This is a genomic window from Paenibacillus sp. P4_A7 (genome assembly GCF_056402455.1).
Genome location: NZ_JBFUHJ010000514.1, coordinates 1 through 3,811 on the forward strand (window position 1 = coordinate 1; position 3,811 = coordinate 3,811).

Annotated in this window: 4 protein-coding genes; 1 reads left to right on the forward strand and 3 read right to left on the reverse strand. The window is 36.5% G+C overall.

Features of this window, described 5'->3' with window-relative positions:
- Positions 1-240 precede the first annotated feature (240 nt).
- Together AC1DWN_RS30065 and AC1DWN_RS30070 are read right to left on the reverse strand one after the other, a co-directional pair.
- A complete protein-coding gene (locus tag AC1DWN_RS30065) occupies positions 241-993 on the reverse strand; it encodes a GNAT family N-acetyltransferase (RefSeq protein WP_477562536.1) in 753 nt (250 codons plus the stop codon).
- A gap of 20 nt (positions 994-1,013) precedes the next feature.
- Positions 1,014-1,670, reverse strand: a complete 657-nt coding sequence (locus AC1DWN_RS30070) for a Vat family streptogramin A O-acetyltransferase (RefSeq protein WP_477562537.1) — start codon at positions 1,668-1,670, stop codon at positions 1,014-1,016.
- 505 nt (positions 1,671-2,175) lie between these two features.
- Here AC1DWN_RS30070 and AC1DWN_RS30075 point away from each other — a divergent pair.
- Complete coding sequence (locus tag AC1DWN_RS30075; protein WP_477562538.1) at positions 2,176-3,489, forward strand: GHKL domain-containing protein; 1,314 nt, start codon at positions 2,176-2,178, stop codon at positions 3,487-3,489.
- A gap of 131 nt (positions 3,490-3,620) precedes the next feature.
- Here AC1DWN_RS30075 and AC1DWN_RS30080 read toward each other — a convergent pair.
- A partial coding sequence (locus AC1DWN_RS30080) for a hypothetical protein (RefSeq protein WP_477562539.1) occupies positions 3,621-3,811 on the reverse strand: 191 nt, incomplete at its 5' end.

Sequence of the window (3,811 nt, forward strand, 5' to 3'; positions counted from 1 at the left end):
GAATTGCAGAGTTCGCATTCATAATTGCTATGGACAATGCTTCGAAGGTGTTATTTGTGGCGTGGATAGTAATAATGTTTATTTACGGACATCTGGTAGAGTTCGTACATCGGGTAAAGCTCAGATCTCGCAATGGTGGTTCGGAGATGATGTTTTAGCATTATCATTGTTTACGCTTCTTGCCATAGCTTTGATTTAATATAAAAAAAGACTAAGATAGGGGCGAACTACGCCCCTATCTTAGAATTTCATAACATCACCTTTCAGTACAAAGCCACATATTTTCATACCCGCATTAATCAAGGTAGCCCTTGATCCAGCATTCAAGACATTGCAGCGGGCAGCAGGTACCCGACCTGCCTGATAGCATTGTTTTTTCAATTCCTGTACGACAAAACTGCCGTATCCTTTAAGCCTGTAGTCTTCCTTAACTTCCATGTAAAGATCTGCAAATGGCATATTGTAATGGAGCATATAGCCTCCAGTAGCAATAATCTCTCCACTCTCCTCTAGTACAAATTCACCTACCGGTTCTCCTTTGTGCTCGAAAATATCATCATCTTCAAGGCGTGATCGAAAAATAGCTTTAGATTTCTTGTGTTCGGATGTCGAATCATCTTCGAATAGTATAGCGTCTGCATTGATATGCTGACCGAATTGATACAGTTGAGATGTTAATAATAGGTCATTACTTTGGCATTCGATATACTTGGCTTTTGAGGCTGTAAGTAGCTTTGAAAAAATAAGGTGTGACATTTTTCTATACGGAGGAATGATGTAGAATTCAAAAATACTATCCCTATCGGTCAATTGTTCCCATCCTTTTATAGAACCGTAACCTACATAAGTTTCATTCACAGTAAGCAGATATGTGTCCGACCAGTTACGTTCATGACAGGCATTAAAGCGGATCTGGAAATTGTTCTCCTGTAAGAATAATAGGCGGAACGATTGAATTTCACTCCATGTTGTTTGATGAACCTTTATTTCCATAGTTACCTCATCACTCTCCGTTATGATGACTCCACATTCATTAGCTTCTTTAAGCCGTCAATATCGTTAACCGAAACTAACTGCTCAAGACATTCAAATATCTTCTTCTCATCCCAGTTCCACCATTGAAGCTCTTGTAATAATTTAATCATCTCATCACTGAAACGCTTTTTAATAACATTTGCAGGATTACCGCCAACTATTGTATAGGGTTCAATGTTTTTTACAACAGTTGAGTTCGCAGCAACAATTGCACCGTCGCCAATTTTCACCCCAGGCATAATGGTGACATGTTGTCCCAGCCAAACATCATTGCCAATTACAGTATCGCCTTTAAAAGGCAGCTGTTCCATCGTCGGAGTGACCTTTTCCCAACCTCCAGCAAAAATATTGAAGGGATATGTTGATAAACCATCCATCCGATGATTCGCACCATTCATAATAAAAGTAACCCCTTCAGCCAGGGCGCAGAACTTACCGATAATCAGCTTATCACCTAAAAAGTCATAATGATGTTGAATATTATTATAAAAATTTTCTGGAGAGCTCGTATTGTCACTGTAATAGGTATAATTACCAATCTCAACGTTTGATCTACTTGGTAGATTTGAAATATAACAAACTGTTTTAATATTTTCATTTGGATAAAGCTTATGTTTATCTGGAGCTATCGTCATACTAACACTTCCTCACTGTGCGTTAATTAACCTTGTCCTACCTATCAATACCCATAACTGTAAAGAAGATCAGAACGAAATGCAATAAAAAAGCAGCCCAAGATAAACAAGGGCTGCTTCGTTCTAATCATATGCTGCTAACAATCACACTCGGATCCGGCGTCTTTTCTGGTTCCAAAGCTTGATCCATACTCCAGATGTTTTCACTTACTTGCTTATTTGTTCCAATAGACTCAGCAGATCTGTGATTGCTCATGTTGCATGGTCTGTTTATTGTTTTGTCTATCATATCTCACTCCAATGACAGCAGAATGACAAACTCTATTCGGCTTATTCGAAAAAGAGTTTTACCAGCTAAGAGGGAATAAATGTATATTACAATATCATTTTCTCGAATTAATAGTTAGTCTATATATTTATTTTAATTTAAAATGTAAACATTCTATATAACTCAACCTAATTTGTCGATATAATTAGATCAAGTACATAGAAGAAAAGGACAAAAATGATGAAATTCATGAAACTGTTTACTAACAAGAGAATGACATATTTTATTGTTGTTTCATTTATTATAGTGAGCGTGCTAACTGCCTCCAAGCTATTCATTTCATACTATACAACTAACAAATCAGCGCAAATTGCCCTTGCAAAGCAATACATTGGAATTGCAGATGAAATTGCTAAAGGACTTGATAAAGATGTCTATCAAAAGTTTTTATTAACCAAACAGAATGATGAAAATCGGGAGAAAACAAAACAATACTTGGAGGAATACCGCTTTCGGATCAATGCAGTCTATGTATATATTTTAATGCTTGATGAAAGTCATATTTCTAAAATTATGGTAACGGCCTTGCCTCCAGACGTAGAAGATGTTGCGATTGGTACAGCTTGCACAGTTCCCCCTTCTCAAGTAAGACAAGCAAAGAGTGGCCAAAGTTATTTTACAGGTATTATTGATGGCGAGCATAACAGCTCTTACTTGTCAGTCGGAGTACCCTTTTACAGCGATGATGGCAAGCTTCTTGGTGTCGTTGGGATAGATATTGATGCTAATGCGTTAGAACAAGTAAGTTATCAGGTTGTAAAGAGTAATCTGTTCATCTTTGTAATCGATATATTATTTGCTCTAGCCTTGTTAATCGTTGTGTATGTCTTAAATAAATGGTACAAAAATCGTATGAAACATGATTTGAAAGAAACAGAGAAAATGTATATCTCTGAACTTAGTAAAGCAATAGACACGATAAAATCAAGCAGGCATGATATGATGAATCATCTTCAAGTTCTACATGGATTAATGGACTTACGGATGCACGATCAAACCAGAGATTATCTAAAACGACTGACCGTTGAGTCCAAGACAGTAAATTTATCTTTGAGAATTAAAAATCCAATTTTAATGGTTTTATTCCAAAGTAAGTGGGAGCTTGCTCAATCCAAAAATATACACATTCAATTTGAAGCGGATTTGAACGACTATAATCGAATAGAATCTATGGATTTGGTTAAAATCTTTGCCAATCTTCTAGATAATGCGATTGAAGCCTCTGAATCCTATAAGGGTGTACATCCTAAAAGGATTCGTGTCATCTGCAAAGCAACTGGAACAAAGTATGAGTTTGCTGTAGAAAACCCTGCGGAGCTTTCAGTAAATGAAAAAAACAGCTTTTTTCAACATGGTTATACTTCTCAAAATAATGAAGATGGTTTGAGAGGTAATGGATTAACCATCATTAGAAAAACGGTTGAGAAGTATCAAGGAGATATCTATTTCCAATATGAAGAAGAAAAGATATTAATCCAAATTACTATATAGAATATAAGGGAGTCCTCCAAAAGCATMTGATGATWATCATCATATCGCTTTTGGAGGACTCCCTTTTTAAAGTTTATGCTGGCTTTGTTACTTGCGAGACAGCTTGGTAATATAGCTCTCTTATTTATTGACTAAGCCTGTTCTAAGGAGAAATGAAGTGCTATTTCCTTCTTTGTATCCTTACTGCTCCATTGCGCGAGACGATAGTTGCCATTTCGATTCGGAATAAGTCCAGGAAGAAGCTCTAGTTCCACTTCGTCAGATTCACCATCAGGTTTAATAGAATAGATTGCATTCGCATAACAGACCATAAGCTTATTCC

Bases quoted from the DNA above. Each gene is read 5' to 3' on its own strand.
- AC1DWN_RS30065 (WP_477562536.1), bottom strand. From the start codon at position 993: ATGGAAATAAAGGTTCATCAAACAACATGGAGTGAAATTCAATCGTTC.
- AC1DWN_RS30070 (WP_477562537.1), bottom strand. From the start codon at position 1,670: ATGACGATAGCTCCAGATAAACATAAGCTTTATCCAAATGAAAATATT.
- AC1DWN_RS30075 (WP_477562538.1), top strand. From the start codon at position 2,176: ATGATGAAATTCATGAAACTGTTTACTAACAAGAGAATGACATATTTT.